At 65.4% G+C, this 15,501-nt stretch carries 15 protein-coding genes; 1 reads left to right on the forward strand and 14 read right to left on the reverse strand.

Annotated elements, in window-relative coordinates:
* Nucleotides 1-88 precede the first annotated feature (88 nt).
* From GC203_RS12645 to GC203_RS12700, 12 genes are all read right to left on the reverse strand, one after another.
* Nucleotides 89-2,296 carry a TonB-dependent receptor gene (locus GC203_RS12645; RefSeq protein WP_293454888.1) on the reverse strand — a complete coding sequence of 736 codons (2,208 nt, stop codon included), beginning with the start codon at nt 2,294-2,296 and terminating at the stop codon, nt 89-91.
* A gap of 95 nt (nt 2,297-2,391) precedes the next feature.
* Nucleotides 2,392-3,939 (reverse strand): AMP-binding protein, encoded by a 1,548-nt coding sequence (locus tag GC203_RS12650; RefSeq protein ID WP_293454891.1) that lies wholly within the window; start codon nt 3,937-3,939, stop codon nt 2,392-2,394.
* An 86-nt stretch (nt 3,940-4,025) separates the two neighbouring features.
* A complete protein-coding gene (locus tag GC203_RS12655) occupies nt 4,026-4,937 on the reverse strand; it encodes an NAD(P)-dependent oxidoreductase (RefSeq protein ID WP_366501776.1) in 912 nt (303 codons plus the stop codon).
* A gap of 78 nt (nt 4,938-5,015) precedes the next feature.
* Nucleotides 5,016-5,960: a 2-oxoglutarate and iron-dependent oxygenase domain-containing protein gene (locus GC203_RS12660; protein ID WP_293454896.1), complete on the reverse strand. Its 945-nt coding sequence runs from the start codon at nt 5,958-5,960 to the stop codon at nt 5,016-5,018.
* A gap of 58 nt (nt 5,961-6,018) precedes the next feature.
* On the reverse strand, nt 6,019-7,071 hold the full coding sequence (locus tag GC203_RS12665) for an LLM class flavin-dependent oxidoreductase (protein WP_293454898.1): 1,053 nt from the start codon (nt 7,069-7,071) through the stop codon (nt 6,019-6,021).
* A gap of 139 nt (nt 7,072-7,210) precedes the next feature.
* A complete protein-coding gene (locus tag GC203_RS12670) occupies nt 7,211-7,963 on the reverse strand; it encodes a hypothetical protein (RefSeq protein ID WP_293454900.1) in 753 nt (250 codons plus the stop codon).
* 31 nt (nt 7,964-7,994) lie between these two features.
* Nucleotides 7,995-8,735: an SDR family oxidoreductase gene (locus GC203_RS12675; protein ID WP_293454903.1), complete on the reverse strand. Its 741-nt coding sequence runs from the start codon at nt 8,733-8,735 to the stop codon at nt 7,995-7,997.
* A 43-nt stretch (nt 8,736-8,778) separates the two neighbouring features.
* The gene (locus tag GC203_RS12680; RefSeq protein ID WP_293454905.1) at nt 8,779-9,951 is read right to left on the reverse strand and encodes an acyl-CoA dehydrogenase family protein; all 1,173 of its coding nucleotides are present in this window, start codon (nt 9,949-9,951) and stop codon (nt 8,779-8,781) included.
* A 14-nt stretch (nt 9,952-9,965) separates the two neighbouring features.
* Nucleotides 9,966-11,195 carry a dihydrolipoamide acetyltransferase family protein gene (locus tag GC203_RS12685; RefSeq protein WP_293454906.1) on the reverse strand — a complete coding sequence of 410 codons (1,230 nt, stop codon included), beginning with the start codon at nt 11,193-11,195 and terminating at the stop codon, nt 9,966-9,968.
* Entirely contained in the window at nt 11,192-11,956 is a 765-nt protein-coding gene (locus GC203_RS12690; RefSeq protein ID WP_293454907.1) for an enoyl-CoA hydratase/isomerase family protein, read from the reverse strand. The genes GC203_RS12685 and GC203_RS12690 overlap by 4 nt, the downstream gene beginning before the upstream one ends.
* A 40-nt stretch (nt 11,957-11,996) precedes the next feature.
* A complete protein-coding gene (locus tag GC203_RS12695; RefSeq protein ID WP_293454910.1) occupies nt 11,997-12,962 on the reverse strand; it encodes an alpha-ketoacid dehydrogenase subunit beta in 966 nt (321 codons plus the stop codon).
* Between the two features lies 1 nt (nt 12,963).
* Entirely contained in the window at nt 12,964-13,974 is a 1,011-nt protein-coding gene (locus GC203_RS12700) for a thiamine pyrophosphate-dependent dehydrogenase E1 component subunit alpha (protein ID WP_293454911.1), read from the reverse strand.
* Between the two features lie 136 nt (nt 13,975-14,110).
* On the opposite strand from GC203_RS12700, the gene GC203_RS12705 reads away from it, so the two are divergent.
* On the forward strand, nt 14,111-14,305 hold the full coding sequence (locus tag GC203_RS12705; RefSeq protein WP_293454912.1) for an HAD hydrolase-like protein: 195 nt from the start codon (nt 14,111-14,113) through the stop codon (nt 14,303-14,305).
* A gap of 396 nt (nt 14,306-14,701) precedes the next feature.
* Here GC203_RS12705 and GC203_RS12710 read toward each other — a convergent pair whose 3' ends face one another.
* Together GC203_RS12710 and GC203_RS12715 are read right to left on the reverse strand one after the other, a co-directional pair.
* Nucleotides 14,702-15,118: a hypothetical protein gene (locus GC203_RS12710; RefSeq protein WP_293454914.1), complete on the reverse strand. Its 417-nt coding sequence runs from the start codon at nt 15,116-15,118 to the stop codon at nt 14,702-14,704.
* 100 nt (nt 15,119-15,218) lie between these two features.
* Nucleotides 15,219-15,497, reverse strand: coding sequence for a helix-turn-helix transcriptional regulator (locus GC203_RS12715; RefSeq protein ID WP_293454917.1), 279 nt, complete (start codon nt 15,495-15,497; stop codon nt 15,219-15,221).
* Nucleotides 15,498-15,501: the final 4 nt, after the last annotated feature.

The following is a 15,501-nucleotide window of genomic DNA, read 5'->3' on the forward strand; positions in this document are numbered from 1 at the left end:
CCTCCAACTCGTACCGCCCGGGAGCCACCGGCGCCCGCGGGGCCTGACTGCGGGGGGCGGCGCACACGCCGCCCCCGGTCTCGATCGCCTAGTAGGTGAAGGTCGCCGTGATCCCGTAGGTGCGAGGGGCGTTCGGCGTGCCGAGGATTGCCGCCCCGATGGGATTAAGGTGGCCGTAGTAGCGCTCGTTGGTGAGGTTCTTGCCCCAGATCCGCAGCGCCCAGTTGCTCTCGTGGGGCCGCAGCGCGACGTAGGCGTTCAGGCCGGAATAGGCGCCCGGTCCGAGCAGGTTACGGTCGTCGTAGTACTGGCTCGAAGTGTAGCTGTAGGTGACTTCCGCATCGACCTCGGCAGGGCCGGCGTCGAACTGGTACAACGCCCCGATGGTGCCCTTGAAGTGGGGCGAACGCTGGAGGTCGTTGCCGGAGTAGCTACAGGTCAGGCTGCCGGCGTCGAACCGGCCACCCAAGCACCCGGCCGGGTTGGCGGCGAAGAAGTTGTAGTCCTGGAACTTGGAGCTGAGGATGGTCACGCCGCCGTTCAGCGTCAGGCCCGGCGCGACCACGAACACGCCGTCCGCCTCGATGCCCTTACTGACGGCGTTCGCGGCGTTGCGGAACAGGGCCTGCCCGGGCCCGATGTTCACCCGCATCTGCAGTTGCTTGTAGTCCATGTAGAAGGCCGTGACGTTCAGCCGGAGCCGGCGATCCAGCCACTCCGAGCGGATGCCGGCTTCATATGACCACACCGTCTCCGGGTTGAACGTCGGGCTGGCCACGAAGTCGGCCGAGGTGAAGTTGTTTCCGCCGCTCTTGAAGCCCTTCTGCGCCGACGCATAGATCATGATGTCGTCGTTGACCTTGAAGTCGGCGCTGACTTTCGGAGACACATCCGACCAGGTCTTGGAGGTCTCGCGACGCAACGCGTCCGGGAAGGGCAGCACGCGCGGCAGTTGCTCGTTCGGGTTCGGGTTCAGGTCCCGAACCGAGGTGTTGGCGAAGTCCTTGGTTTCACGGGTGTATCGGGCGCCGACCTTGAGGGTCAGCCGGTCGAAGAAGAGATAGCTCGCCTCCCCGAACACCGCATAGCTCTTGGTGGTGTTGATGGGGTTGAAGGCGATCTCATCAACGGGAGCGACGTTGAAGCGGTCGATGAAGTAACGGACCTTGGCGTGCTCGCGGAAATAGTAGAGACCCGCGACCCACTGAAACGGGCTGCTCCCGCTGGAAGCGAATCTCAGCTCCTGCGAATATTGGTTCTGACGCTCCGATTCCATCCACGACCTGGCGAGCGTGTGGGGTCCGGCGTCGGTGTCGACCAGGAAGCTGGCGAAGCTGTCGCGATAGGCGGAAAGGCTCGTCAGGCGGATCGTGTCGGTGACATCGTGGTTGACCTCCAGCATCAGTCCGCCCTGGCGCCGCTGGATGTAGGGATTGTTGTTGAGGTCGATGTCGTTGATATGGCCGTACGTGGCCTGGATGGCCGCCGGCGTCACCGTGGCGGCGGTGCCCACATAGCCCGGCAGCCGCACGACGTCCGGCCACACAGCGCTGTCGTCCGAGGCGCCGACATCCCCACGGACGATCACGTCCGTTCGTTCGTTCGGCCGCCACCTCAGCACGCCGCGGACGTTGGATTCGCGGATCGGCTCCATCTCGTCGCCTGTGAACGAGTTGATGTCCGCGTAGCTCTTCACCCGGTTGTGGAAGATCGCGATCGAGCCCGCGAGGTTGTCGGTGATGGCGCCGCTGGCCATGCCGCGCAGGGTGAGGTTGGCATAGCTGCCGTAGGTGCCCTCGGCCATGAACTGGGTGTCGCTGGTCGGCAGCTTGGTGATGATGCTGACCGCGCCAGCAGTGGCGTTTCGACCGAACAGGGTGCCTTGCGGCCCTCGCAGGATCTCGATGCGTTCGATGTTGGCCAGGCCGAACACGCCAGAGGCATTGCGGCCGAGATAGACCCCATCCACATAGAAGCCGACCGGCGTGTCGGCGCCGATGCCGCTGGCTGCGGAATCGATGCCGCGGATCGAGGCGTTGAACCCGAACGCCGCGTCCGGGCCCATGACCAGGCTGGGCACCGCCAGGGAAAGCTCCTGCAGGTCTCTCACGCCCTGGCGCGCGATTGACTCACCCCCGACGGCCGTGATGGCCAAGGGCGTGTCCTGCAGCTTGGTCTCTCGCCGGGTGGCGGTGACGACGACTTCTTGCACGATGCCGGCCTCATGGCTGGCGGCGTCCTGCGCGGCGGCCGGCGTGCCCGCGCCGCACAACGCGGCGGCGGAACACGACAGCAACAAGAACAATCTTGCGCTCTTCGTAGCAAACATGGCATTTCCCTCTAGGTTGTTATTGATGTTTTACGCCACTCTCTGGAACTACTCGTTGGAACTCAGACCAGTCGATCTTCTCCGACCCAATATTTCGACCTGATGTCAGCCTTTTTTACCTTCCCGACCGGGCTTCGCGGCAAGACAGGCCAGAATTCGATGGTCTTTGGAGCTTTGACGGAGCCGAGCTCCGCCTTGCAGAGGCGGATGAGCTCCTCCTCCGTGGCCGACGCCCCTGGTTTCAGTTCGATAACGGCCTTGACCGCCTCGCCCCATTTGGGGTCCGGAACACCGATCACCGCGCAGTCCTGGACCGCAGGATGAGCCCAGAGAACGCGCTCGATTTCACTTGGAAACACATTGAAACCGCCAGAAATGATCATGTCTTTCTTGCGATCTACAATATAGAAATATCCCTCATCATCGCGGTATGCGATATCCCCGGTATGATGCCATCCGAACTCTGAGACTGCGGCAGTCGCGGCAGGGTCCTTGTAGTATCCCGGCATCACCAGGTTACTCTTCACGACAATTTCCCCGCGCTCGTGGTTGGCGAGGATCTTGCCGTCGGAATCCATGATCTCCACGCGCGTGAACAGGGTGGAGCGGCCGCAGCTCTTCAGCAGATCTTCGTTGCCGCCCGGGGAGACCGCTCGAAGGTGGTCCTTCGGCGTCAACACCGTGCAGGCGAGCGGCGCCTCCGTCTGTCCGAAGAACTGCGCCATCACGGGGCCGAAGATATCTAACGCCTGCCGCAACTTGTCGGCCGACATCGGCGCTGCCGTGTAGACGAAGTATTTCATCGAAGAATAGTCGAATTCCCGCACCTGCGGATGCGACAGCATCATGTAGATGACGGTTGGAGGCAGGAACAAATGGGTCACGCGATGCTTCTCTATGCTTCGCATGATCTCCAGGGGGTCCGCCTGCGGCAGAATGATCTGCGTGGCGCCTTCCGCGAACAGCATCAGCGCAAGCCCGCCGGCGGCGTGGGTAAGCGGCGCAACGGCCAGGTGGACGGGAGCGAAGTCACACGGCAGGGCGGTGAAGAAGTTCGCCGTCATGACTTCGAACACGCGAGCCCGCCAGGCGATCCCTTTGGGCAGGCCAGTGGTCCCGCCCGTCGAATAGACCGCGGTGAGCCGTTCGTCGTCCTCCGGCACATCGGGCGCGAGGCCTTCATGGCCGGCGATGAAGGTGTGGAAGCCTTCGGGCCCGTCGTCCGACAGGGAGACGAAGCGCTTCACATTCGGGCAGGCCTTGCGGAGCTCCGCGACCGTGTCGACGAACTTGTCGTCGTAAAACAGCACGTCGCATTCCGCGAGGTTGATCACGTGCATCAGCTCGGCGCTGGTCGACCGGGCGTTGAGCGGCACCCACGCCACGGCGGCCCGGAAGACTCCCAGGAGGCATTCCAGCAGGCGGGCGCTGTTGCGGCTGTAGATGCCGGCCTTCATGCCGGGCTCGAAGCCGGCGGCCTGCAAGGCGAGCGCCACCACGTGCGATGTCTTTTCGACCTCGCGGTAGGTGCGCTGGATCCCGCCGTCGACCAGACAAAGACGGTCTGGATAGCGCGCAGCACCCCGGTCGAAGAAGTCGATGAAACGCATGGGCGTAGGTCCTCGAGTGCAGGAGAGGTTTGCGGGCCTTGCGACTCGCAGCGGTCAGGCGTGTTTTCGGCGGGCGTTGGCGGCGGTCAGCGCTTTGGCGGCTTCCGCTTTGCGGAGGACAGGCGCTCCAGCATCGTGCCCATGGAGGCCGTGTCCTGATCTTCCAGCCCCTGAGCCACGCCCATCAGGTGCATCTGGACCGCGGACTGGAACAGTGGCGTCGGATAGTTCAGGTGCCCCGCGAAGTCCGCGATGACCTTGGCGTCCTTGATGGCGATCCGGTAGTTGCCCCGCGACGACGTGTAGTCCTCGTCCGCCATCATCTTGGCGCGCAGTTCGAACGCTCCGGACGAGGCCGCGCTCTGGATCACCACATTGTAGAACAGGTGGGGATCGATCCCCGCCTTTACTGCGAACGCCATCGCCTCCGCCGCGGCCGCGGTGTGGACCATGCCGAGGTGGTTGACGATGAGCTTGATCGTGGCCGCTTCGCCGAACTCGCCAAGCCGGATCACCCGGTTGGACAGGATGTCGAGCACGGCTTGGCTGGTGTCGATGAGCTTTGGATCGCCGCTGGCGAAGAAGGCATAGTCGCCGGTCAGCACCATGTCCCGGTTGCCGCTGAACGTGCAGTCGATCATGCCCCAGCCGGCATCCGCGAGGATCTTGCGGGCCTTGTCCTTGTCGGTCACCGCGAAGGTGTTGGTGTCGATAATGGTCCCCGGGCCGGCGACGGCGCCGACAATGCCCCCCTCCCCGGCGAGGGTGGCGCTCAGCGCGTCCACCGACGGCAGCGAGAAGATCACCGTCGAGCAGCTGGCGGCCACCGCGGCCGGCGACGCAGCCCGCGTCCCGCCGGCCTTTTCGAGGGCCGCCACCGCGGCCTCGGACACGTCGAAGCCCACGACAGGAACCTTGGCCTGCAGGAGTCGATGGGCGAATGCCGATCCAATGGCCCCGAGCCCGATGATGCCGACCTTATCGCTAGACACACTCACGTCCTTTCCAAGAGAGCCGTCTTGTCAGTCGCGCCGTCTCTTGCCTTCCGGTCAGCAAGCGTGGCGATAAGCGTAGATTTAATAGCGGTATGTATTTGCCATGTACTGGGCCATGTGATCGCCATACTTCATCGGCTCGTGCTTGGGCTTCTCGGTGATGCATTCGATGTGGGCGTTCACGCCCGGGTTGTAGAAGAACGCCAGGGAGTGGCGGTCTTCGACGCCAGTGGGAGAGATCACGCGATGCGGCGTCGCGCGGAACCTGTCGTTGGTCCACCGCTTCAGCGCCTGGCCGGCGTTGACGAGATAGGCCCCGGGGATCGTCGGCTGCGGAATCCAGCGCCCATCAGCCAGCATGATCTCGAGGCCGGGGACCTTCGTCTGCGGCAGGAAGGTCATGAAGCCGGCGTCCGTGTGGGCGCCCAGTCCGAACTGGTCGGAGCTCAACTTGTCCGTCCGCGGGTAGTGGACCATCCTGAGGTAGTCCAGCGGGTCCTTGAAGGCCTCGTCGAAGTAGTCCTCGGGGACATCCAAGGCCGCCGCGTAAATCTTCAAAAGGCGGTTTCCCAGGGATTCGCAAGCCTTGAAGTACTCCTGGACGTTCTCCTTGAAGCCGGGGAGATTTTCCGGCCATGGCTGGGGTACGTAGTAGCGCACGCCGGCTTTCGCCAAGGGATGGTCCGGAGAATAGTCGCGACCCACGTGGTACGCGGACTGCACGTCGGCGCGGTTCTTCGAGTTGTTGAACCCGTCGCCGGTGTCGATCCGCATCCCGTTACGCGGGACGTACCCGACGTAGTGCTCGGATTGCTTGATCTTGAGCTTCTCTTCCTCGGGCAACGCATGGAAGCGCGCCGACTCGGCAAACGTCCGGTCGATCAATTCCTGGCTCACGCCATGATTGATGATGAAGTAGAAACCCACCTTCGTGGCGGCCTCGTACAGCTCGCCACTCAGTTTCTCGAGAGCCCCAGGTTCGTTCCTCAGGTAGGGACCCAAGTCGAGGATCGGAAGTTCGCTCATCTCAGTAGTCTCCCTAACGATGTCATCGTTTTTCTTGTTTAGAAGCGCCCACCAGAGGCTAGGCCCGAGCCCTCGCCCTCTCGGCCGTGTCGACTAAGATCTGATCCTGCCGAAAAGCGGGCATGACCGTCTTGGCGAACAGCCGCAGCCGGTCCACCCCGCCCCAGGGGTCGTTGAGCAGCACGTGGTCGACGCCGAAGGATTGCAGCTGCTTCAGTCGCGCGATGCATTCTTCAGGCGGACCGATGATCGCGGCGGACTCCGTCGCCTCACGCGAGTCGTTGACGAAACTGCCGGCCGGCTGCTCGGGCGCGCTCCCGGGGATCTGAGCGGACGCCTTGATGGCGGCGATGACGTCGAGGCGCTTCCGGATCTCGTCTTCGCGGTGCGCGGGGTCGTTGTCTTTGAGCAGAAGCAAGCCCCGGGTGACGGCGATGCACCCATCCTCCGGACGGCGGCCTTCGCGGTCAAGTTGGTCATGGTACCAGGCGACACGTTGCCGCGTGAGGTCCATGTCGCCGAACTGGTCAAGCAGGACCCGTCGGCCCTTCGCCGCCGCGTCCCGGATCGAAGCTTCGCTGCCGGCGGCGACCCAGAGCGGCGGGTGAGGCCGTTGGACCGGCTGGGGCTCGACGACGATGTCCCGGAACTTCCAGAAGGCGCCTTCGTGCGAAAAGCGCTCCTCGCTTGTCCAGCCCTTCACCAGGAGATCGACCGCCTCCTCGAAGCGGGCCTGGGCCTCGCTGGGATCGATGCAGAAACCGTGGAATTCGTTGGGCCGGTAGCCGCGCCCGACGCCCATCTCGAGACGGCCGTTGGAAACCAGGTCCACCAGCGCCGCCTGCTCGGTGAGCAGAACAGGATTGTGCCAGGGCATTACGGTCACCGCCGTGCCCAGCCGCATCGTGCTGGTGATCCCGGCCAGATAGCTCAGCAAGGTCAGCGAGGCGCTAAGTTGGCCGTCTCCGGTGAAGTGGTGCTCGACCAGGAACAGGGACTCGAAACCGAGCGCCTCGGCCTCCACGACGTAGTCGATGAAGGTCCCGTACGTCTGGCTGTCGCCTGCGACCTCCGCGGTTCTCGCCACCCCTCCGAACAACCCGAAACGCATGTTCCATCCCTCTATTATGATAACGGGTATGTATCGTAATTTATCGAGCTCTGCAAGGCGGTTTTATCGCGGGATTTGAGCGGTTTGGCCGGGTGACACAGTTGTGATCATCCACGCACGCAAAGGAGGCGGGCCATCGTCAGTACGCCCCCGACTCCGGCTTGGTCCGGCCGACCCGCTCGTAATATTGGTCGGGAATGAGTTCGGCCTTCTTGTAGAAGTGCCAGGCGCAGGGCTTCGACGCGTCAGGGTCATAGCCGGTGACCCACAGGGGGTGGCCGCCCCACTCCATGGGCAGCAGCTCGTTCAGGCAACAGTGCAGGCAGTAGTAGGGAACATCCTTCTGTCCCCAGCTCCAGTCATGCGCTTCCTCGGTCTTTCCGAAATTGTATGGGGCGCCGAGACGCGACGGCGTGCCGTCGACGGGATCCCCGCGCCGCATGCGCCCGCCGCTACCGCAGGGATCCATATAGATTGAGTAGCGGTCGCCTTCGTCCACGACATCGATCTCGCCCTGCTGCTTCGGACCGCCGTGATGCGACCGCATGACCTCAGCGGTGACCTGGACCCTCTCCTCCACGGAGAGCTTCAGGTACCCCTTCCAGGTGCGGCGCATCATCCAGGTCTCCTGGCTCTTGCGCATGACAGCGTGCATTTCGGTTTCGCCCTGGCGGCGCGCGATCTCGGTAAACAGGTTCCAGATCCAGTCGCAGAACAGGTCGTGGAGCGCCTTTCCTTCCGTCACCACGTAGCGCGCAAGCTGCTTGGCCTCCGCGAGGCGGCCGCCGTCCACAGCCTGCACGATCTTCTCCGTGGTGGGCTCCCCTAGGTCCGAAAGATCATCCTGGCGAAGCGGACGGCTGAGCCGGGGCAGGTCGGAAAGACGCAGCATGTGGGCCTCGTTCGGTGGGAGATCGCCGCCGTCAGGGATTGCCGTAAGCCGCCCACGGCGGGGCGACGAGGAAACCGGCGTCGACCGGAAGGTTCACGCCTGTGATGGCGGAGGCGGAGGACGAGGCGAGGAACGTCACGGCCGCGGCGATCTCGTCCGCGCGCACCATCCGACCAAGCGCCGAATTTTGGGTCATCCTCGCCGGATCCATCATCTTGAGCGTCATGCCGCGGCGCAGGCCCGGCGTCTCGGTGAAGCCGGGGGAGACAGCGTTCACCCGCACCCCCCGGCCGCCCCATTCCGCCGCCAAGCTGGCCGTGAGATTGATGACTGCGGCCTTCGCCGGACCGTAGGCGTGCACCGGGTTCGACGTCATGCCAGACACCGAGGCGATGTTGACGATGGCGCCGCGACCGCGTCGCGCCATGGCGCCGCCGATCTCTGCGGAGGCGACGTAGAGGCCCCGCAGGTCGACGCGGATGACAATGTCCCACTCCTTGAGGGTGAGATCCTCCGGAGGCAGCGGTCGTTGCAGGACGCCGCCGGAATTCACCAGCACTTCGATGGGGCCGAGTTCCGCCTCCACCCGCTGGGCCATGGCCCGGATGCTCGCCTCCTGGGCCAGGTCGAGGGGGACGGCCAGGCCGCCGATGTCCGCCGCCACCGCTTCGGCACGCTCGATATTGAGGTCGGCGACCGCCACCCTCGCCCCGGCCGCCGCCAGGCCGCGGGCCGAGGCCTCGCCGATTCCGCTCGCGCCGCCGGTGACCACCGCGATCGCGCCATCGAAGGTTATGTTCACGTCGAGGCTCCGATCAGTAGCTGCGCGGCATGCCGAGGTTTTGGGTGGCGATGTAGTTCAGCACCATCTCTTCCGACACCGGAGCGAACTTGAAGAGACGGGCGTCGCGCCAGAGGCGCTCCAGGTGCGATTCCTTGGCGTAGCCCATGCCGCCCAGCGTCTGCATGGCGCGCTCAGTCGCCAGCGAGGCTCCCTGCGCGGCGATCAGCTTGGCGATGTTCGCCTCGGAGCCGTTGGGCAGGCCGGCGTCGAACAGCGCCGCGGCCTTGTTGTTCATGACCGCGGCGCATTCGATCTCGGCATAGCTCTGCGCGAGCGGGAACTGCAGGCCCTGGTAGGAGCCGATTGGACGGCCGGCGAACACCTTGCGCTGGTTCGCGTATTCTACAGCCAGCTTCAGCGCCAGTTTCCCGGCGCCCACCAGGCCCGCCGTGGTCACGATACGCTCGGTATTGAGGACGTCGAGCAGTTGCCGCCAGCCCCCATCCAGCTCGCCGAGGAGCTCGGAGGGCTCGACTCGGACATCGGTGAAGAACACGTTCGAAGACGAAAGGGTGTTCGTCCCCAGCTTCTCGATCGGCGCAGAAGAGAGCCCCTCGCGCTCCACGTCGATCAGGAACAGGCTGAGGCCGTCGGTCCGGCGGCTGACCTCGTCGGGCTTCTTCGTGCGGGCAACGAGCAGCATCTTCTGGGCCGTGTCGACACCGGTGATCCAGATTTTCCGGCCGTTGACGCGCCACCCGTCACCGTCGCGGGCGGCGAAGGTGGTGAGTTCCAGGCTGTTGCTCCCGGCGTCCGGCTCGGTCAGCGCCATGCAGAACTTGACCTCACCCGAGATGAGCTTGGGCAGGAGATCGGCCTTCATCGCCTCGCTGCCAAATCGGGCGATCGAAACGCCGCCGAAGATGGGATTGCACATGAACAGCTGGCCGAGCGTCGATCCGCCTCCCGCCTCCGAGAGGGCCTCGACGATCAGCGCCATCTCGACCATGCCCAGACCGGAGCCGCCGTAGGTTTCGGGCAGGGCGACGCCGCAGAGACCGGCGTCGCAGATGGCCTGCCAGAGTTCTGTGGGAAAGCTCTTCGTCGCGTCCTTTTCGCGCCAATACTCGAGGCCGAAACGCTCGCCCACCCGACGGGCCGTGTCGGCCACCATGCGGGCTTCGTCGGAGAGGGGAAGGTACATGATCGCTCCAGTTGTCAGCGGATGAGCAGGCTCAGCGGGTCCTGCAGGTATCCGCGGATACGACTCAGCAGCCTCAGGCCGAGGACGCCGTCGAAGACCCGGTGGTCGCAGGAAAGCACCAGGCCGATTTCCTGGCGCAGGATCGGACGCCCCTCGACGTCGGGCCGGAAGACGCTCCTGACGCTTCCAACACCGAGGATCGAGGATTGGCCCGGCGTGATGATCGAGCTCATGTAGGTCACGTCGAACATTCCGCCGTTCGACAAGGTGGCCGCGCCGCCGCCGAAATCGTCGAGACTGAGGTCGCCGGCGCGCGTTCTTGTGGTCAGCCGCGACGCTTCAGCCGCGATCTGTCGAAGCGTCAAAGACCCGGCGTCCCGCAGCATGGGGACAAGCAGCCCTACGTGAGTGTGCACGGCCAACCCGACATCGACGGTGTCGAACGCGACGATGCCATCGTCGGACCAGACCCGATTGGCGTTCGGCTCCTCGCGAAGCGCCTGGGCCATCGCGAGCAGGAAGAGCGGCGTCAGCGTCAGCCGCTCGATGCCGCCGCCGGACACCAGCTTCTGCCGCAGTCCCAGCAGCTCGCCGACGTCGACTTCGGCGGACAGGTAGAAGTGGGGCGTGTCGCGCTTGGCGGCGCTCAATCGGCGCGCCGCTGACCGTTGATAGCCGGTGGGCTGGACAAGCTTGCCGCCGCCGCGGAATGCGGGCTCGGCTTCCGGAACGGAGACGGCCGGGGCGTCCGGCTCACCGTTCGCCGACGCGGCCAGTACGTCAGCGGCTCGGATGCGACCGCCTTCGCCACGGCCTGCGATGGATGGGATGTCGATCCCCCTCTCCGCCGCCAGGCGTCGCGCGTAGGGCGTCGCAACCACACGCGCGCCCTCCGGCCGCCGGCTCGTCAGGTCCGCGACCTGCCGACCTTCCTCCCGACCCGTCGGCGCCGCCGCGGTCTGGCTGGACACCGGGGCAGCCGCAGCCTTGACCGCGCCGTCGGGCTCCCATCGCGCGATCGGCGCGCCGACCGGCACGGTCTCACCCTCGGGAACGAGGATCTCCCGCAGGACGCCGCTGGCGGTCGCCTCCACGTCGTTGGCGATCTTCTCGGTCTCGACGACGAGCAGTATGTCGCCCGGCGCGAAACGCCCGCCCGGTTGGCAGGACCATTGCGAAACCACCCCCTCCGTCATGGTGAGGCCGAGTTTCGGCATCAGGAGGTCGACGACGGCCACGCTCATTCCCCGACGAAGGTCGCCGGCCGCTTGGCAAGGAAGGCGCTGCAGCCTTCGTGGGCGTCCCGGGTGTCGAGAACCAGGCCGATCATACTCTGCTCGTACGCCAGCGCGTTTGCGAGGGTCATCTCGCCGCCGTGCAACAGCGCCCGCTTCATCAGCTTCAGGGTGAGTGGCGACTTGGCCGCGATGTCGGCGGCGAGGGCCATCACTTCGCTCATCAGCTCGGCCGCGGGGACGACCATGTTGGCCAGGCCCAGCTGCACGGCCCGCTCGGCGCCGATCGGATGGCCGGTGAACATCAGTTGCTTGGCCAGGCACAGCGGAAGCTGGCGGATGAGGCGCTGGCTCCCCCCGGCACCGGGGAAAAGACCCAGCAGGATCTCGGGCAGGCCGATGCGCGCATGGTCGGCGAGGATGCGGATGTCCGTCGCCAGCAGCAGCTCGGCGCCGCCGCCCAGCGCATAGCCATTCACTGCGGCGATGGTGGGCTTGTCGCAAGTTTCGACGCGCCGGAAGACGCGATGGATGACCTCCGCGAAGCCCTGATAGTGCGCCAGGCCCTGGCGGGAGTTGAGATCTTCGATGTCGCCGCCGGCCACGAACGCCTTGTCGCCGGCGCCCGTGAAGACGATCACCCGCACCTCGCGGTCCTGCTCGAGCGTGGTCAGCGCCGCCTCGAGCGCCGCCAGTGTCTGCAGGTTCAGGGCGTTCAGCGTCTTCGGTCGATTGATGGTTATCAGGCCGATGCCCGCCTTGGACTCCATCAGAACAAGATCATCGCTCATGGCCTTGGCGCTCCGCGGACTAGGTCAGCACCCGGCGCGCCGCGTGGATCAGGCGATCGGCTGAGGGCTGGAATTGTTGTTCGAGGGACTTTGCAAACGGCGGCGGCGAGAAGGGCGCACCGACGCGGAGCGGCGGGGCGTCAAGCTCGTCGAAGGCGACATCGGACATCCGCGCGACGATCTCCGCGCCGACCCCGAAGGCCTCGACCGCTTCATGGAAGACGATGAGGCGATGGGTCCGCGCCAGCGACCGTCGCACCGCCGCTTCGTCCCACGGCTGGATCGAGCGAAGATCGATGACCTCGGCTTCCACGCCCTGGGAGGCAAGCGTCGCGGCCGCGTCCAGCGCGGGAGCTAGGGCGGCGCCATAGGTGACGATGGTCAGATCCTGCCCCGCGCGCGCGGTTCTTGCCGCGCCGATGGCGACGTTCTCGGGCTCATCGGGCAGTTCGCCCTTCAACGCATAGAGGGCCTTGTTCTCCACGAAGATCACCGGGTTCGGATCGGCGATGGCGGCCCGTAGCAGGCTGTAGCTGTCGGCGATGGTCGCGGGGCAGACAAGCTTCAGGCCTGGAACATGCGCCAGCCAGGCCTCAAGGCACTGGGAATGCTGCGGCCCGGCCGAGATGCCACCGCCGTGGGGCGTGCGAACCACCATCGGCACAGAGCACTGCTCCCCGAACATGAAATGGGCCTTGGCGGCCTGGTTCACGAGGGCGTCCATGGCCAGGGTGATGAAGTCCATGAACATGATCTCGACGATTGGCCGCAGCCCGCTCATCGCCGCGCCGACAGCGGCGCCGACGATGGTCGCTTCGGAAATCGGCGTGTCACGGACCCGCTCGCCGCCGAAGCGCTCTGCGAGGCCTCGCGTCACCCCGAAGGGCCCGCCCGCGGCGGCGACGTCCTCGCCGAACATGACCACGGTCGGGTCCTGCGCCATGGCGTCGGAGATGGCGCGATTGATCGCTTGGCCGAACCGCACCTCAGCCATTGGCGACCTGCCGCGCATAGACACCGTCGAGCATGCGCTCAAAGGACGGCTGCGATCCGGCTCGGCCAGCGGCGACGGCCGCTTCGATGGCGGCGACCGCGCGCGCCGTGACCGCCTGGATCTCGTCGTCCGACACGCCGGCGTCGGATAGTCGTCCTGCGAGCCTCACGACCGGATCGTCATCCCCCATCTCGGTGGTGTCGACGCCGACGCGGTACTTCTGGGGATCGCCCTCGAAATGGCCCCGTACCCGCTTGGTCATACACTCCAGAAGCCGTGGGCCGCCTCCGTCGCGGATCTCGTCGCAGAACTGCCGGGCGGCCTGCCAGACCTCGACGGCGTCATTGCCGTCCACGAGGCGCGATCGGATGCCGAAGGCGGCGGCCAGATCCTTGACGTCTGCCGCGAACTGCTTGGCGGTGGGCGAGAACTCCGACCAGCCGTTGTTCTCGCAGACGAACAGCAGGGGGAGCTTCCAGAGCGCCGCCAGATTCAGGCTCTCCAGCACGACGCCCTCGGCGAGGGCGCCATCACCGAAGAACACGGTCGCCAGGCCACCCGTCCGGCGCACCTGGTGGGCGAGCGCGCTGCCTACGGCAATCGGCAAGCCGGCGCCGACGATGCCGTTGGCGCCCAGCATGCCGACCGACATGTCCGCGATGTGCATGGAGCCGCCGCGACCGCGGCAATAGCCCTCGTCCCTTCCCATGATCTCGAGAAAGAACCGATCCAGATCGAGGCCCTTGGCGATGGCGTGGCCATGGCCGCGATGGTTGGACGCCAGAGTGTCGTCGCGCCCAAGCGCAGCTCCCACCCCCGCCGCAACGCCTTCCTGGCCGATCGACAGATGTATGAACCCCGGGACCTCTCCGTCTGCGAACAGCGTGGTAAGCCGCTGCTCGGCCTGCCGTATGAGCTGCACCCGGCTGAAGAGGTCCAACAGGTCGGATCGGGTCGCCGCGGAGTTGTCAAGCCTGGCAATCTCCACTCGAGCCTTCGCCAAGATCCGACCTCCCCCTGCCGGGCGACGCCGTGTTTCTGGCGACGCCTCAATTCAGTAACGAATATGGATCGTAATATAATTCGATGCAAGGGCGTTGCTGCGTCGGCGGGAATGGCACAGGTCGACCGGTCTGCTGATGGATGAGCATGGCTTTGGAAAGCCGGAGGAACGGGCTTATCGCCACGCCTTGCAGGCCTTGGACGCCGACCCAAGTGAGGTCTGGATGGTCGGCGACAATCTGGAATGGGAGGTCGCGGCTCCCCAGCGGCTCGGCATCTATTCGATCTGCATGACCGGCAGGGCAAAGGCCTTCCGCCTGACACCGAAGTGAAGCCAGATCGCATAATCACGAAGTTGGGCGAGCTTCTGGACGATATCTCAGGCACTCATGCACATTGACCTGAATCCGATGTCAGCCGAATTCGCCGACCGACTCTTGCACGTCGACAGTGAGCACCGGATCGTCTCGTGTGGGTACCGCTCGTGCTCGGCACGGGAACGGACGGCGGCGGGCGACGCAGCGCCAAGCCGCGCGCATCGGCGCCGAGCGCGTCTGGCTGCTCACCACCGATGCGACGGGTTTTTTTCGGCGCCCTCGGCTTTGTCGAGGCCCCGCGCGAAGAGGCGCCAGCCCAGATCCGCGCGGCGCGGCAGTTCGGCGAACTTTGCCCGGCGACCGCGACCCAGATGATGCTGTCCGTGGCTTCGTCTACTGGGACCCGTCGGCCTAGCTGCGGGCCGGGCGGAACCGCTTGGCTTCTTCCGCGAGATTGCTGCCCCAGCGGGCCGCCGAGACCTGAGCGTTCAACGGCAGCTTGCCAGCCAGATGACCGCACAAAAGCAGCAGGTATGGCTCAAGCATGTAGGAGGGGCGGCCATACCCGTCAGAGACGACCCAGCCCTTGGTCGCGAAATACGCGACCATCTCGCGATCGTCTTCTGGGAGGTCGCCGTAGATGCCGGTCCAATCGTCGTCTCCTAGTCCTTCCTGGAAGTCCGGCGAGGTCGTGCCGAAGAGCTCAAGAGCGGACTGGTCGAACTCCGGGCACGTCACTGCGCCGACGAGGGAGCGAAGCTGCGGTTCGAGGAGCGCCCGACGCTCAAGGTCGGCGATGCCAGGGAGTTCGCGAAAGACTGAGACCATCAAGACCTCGCCGATAACTGGATGTGTTCGGAGGCGTGGAATTTGCCCGATTCGCGCGACCTTCCGTAGCGTCACGCCGCCACACGCAGCAGCAGGCCGGTCAGTCGAGAAGCCCCAGTTGCCGGGCCCGCACCACCGCCTGAATGCGCGTGCGGACGCCGAGCAGCCCGTAGGCTTGCTCCAGATGCTTCTCGACTGTGCGCTGGGAGATACCCAGAATCTGGCCCGTATCCCGCGCGCTCTTGCCGACTTCCGCCCAGCTCAAGCATTCGAGTTGGCGCGAGCTCAGAACAACCAAGTTCCGGTCCGGAGATGCGGAAGACTCTTCAAGCTTAAGCATACGCATGGCGCACCGAACGCTCGCGAAATCGAGCACCACGCTA

This window comes from Phenylobacterium sp., assembly GCF_016124325.1.
In the GTDB taxonomy this organism is placed as follows: Bacteria; Pseudomonadota; Alphaproteobacteria; order Caulobacterales; family Caulobacteraceae; genus Phenylobacterium.

Coding starts and splice junctions, on each gene's coding strand:
- GC203_RS12650 (WP_293454891.1), bottom strand. CDS start 3,939: ATGCGTTTCATCGACTTCTTCGACCGGGGTGCTGCGCGCTATCCAGAC.
- GC203_RS12660 (WP_293454896.1), bottom strand. CDS start 5,960: ATGAGCGAACTTCCGATCCTCGACTTGGGTCCCTACCTGAGGAACGAA.
- GC203_RS12665 (WP_293454898.1), bottom strand. CDS start 7,071: ATGCGTTTCGGGTTGTTCGGAGGGGTGGCGAGAACCGCGGAGGTCGCA.
- GC203_RS12670 (WP_293454900.1), bottom strand. CDS start 7,963: ATGCTGCGTCTTTCCGACCTGCCCCGGCTCAGCCGTCCGCTTCGCCAG.
- GC203_RS12680 (WP_293454905.1), bottom strand. CDS start 9,951: ATGTACCTTCCCCTCTCCGACGAAGCCCGCATGGTGGCCGACACGGCC.
- GC203_RS12685 (WP_293454906.1), bottom strand. CDS start 11,195: ATGAGCGTGGCCGTCGTCGACCTCCTGATGCCGAAACTCGGCCTCACC.
- GC203_RS12690 (WP_293454907.1), bottom strand. CDS start 11,956: ATGGAGTCCAAGGCGGGCATCGGCCTGATAACCATCAATCGACCGAAG.
- GC203_RS12705 (WP_293454912.1), top strand. CDS start 14,111: ATGGATGAGCATGGCTTTGGAAAGCCGGAGGAACGGGCTTATCGCCAC.
- GC203_RS12710 (WP_293454914.1), bottom strand. CDS start 15,118: ATGGTCTCAGTCTTTCGCGAACTCCCTGGCATCGCCGACCTTGAGCGT.